Annotated in this window: 1 pseudogene; it reads right to left on the bottom strand. The window is 37.9% G+C overall.

Going from position 1 to position 293, the window contains the following annotated elements:
* Positions 1–17 precede the first annotated feature (17 nt).
* Positions 18–293: pseudogene (locus tag AACS98_RS23180) on the bottom strand (ATP-binding protein); the annotation flags it as partial.

Below are 293 nucleotides of genomic sequence, written 5' to 3'. Positions count from 1 at the left end.
CTGTGATATTTGCATAACTATCCAAAAATATTTACGTTACCAACACTAAAGATAGATGAATCTACAGGGCTAGATGGTAGCCCTTGAAGTTCAGCTTTATTCCGCATAGTTTCAACTTTGTCAGCCTCTCTGATTGCTAGAGGATTAATATTTTTTCTCGCTTCTAGCAAAGAAGTTAATGTAATTTCCAGTGGTGGTAATTCATCTAGTGCAAAAGTATCTTGTGGAAACATAAGGCAGAAAGTTGTAGCTGCTGCCCTTTCTACAATGGTCTGAATTTCTGCACCCACACA

The sequence above is a fragment of the Anabaena sp. CA = ATCC 33047 genome, assembly GCF_963870205.1.
GTDB lineage: Bacteria > Cyanobacteriota > Cyanobacteriia > Cyanobacteriales > Nostocaceae > Trichormus.
Note: the sequence above shows the minus strand (reverse complement) of the source record. Positions and strands in the feature narration are given on the sequence as shown.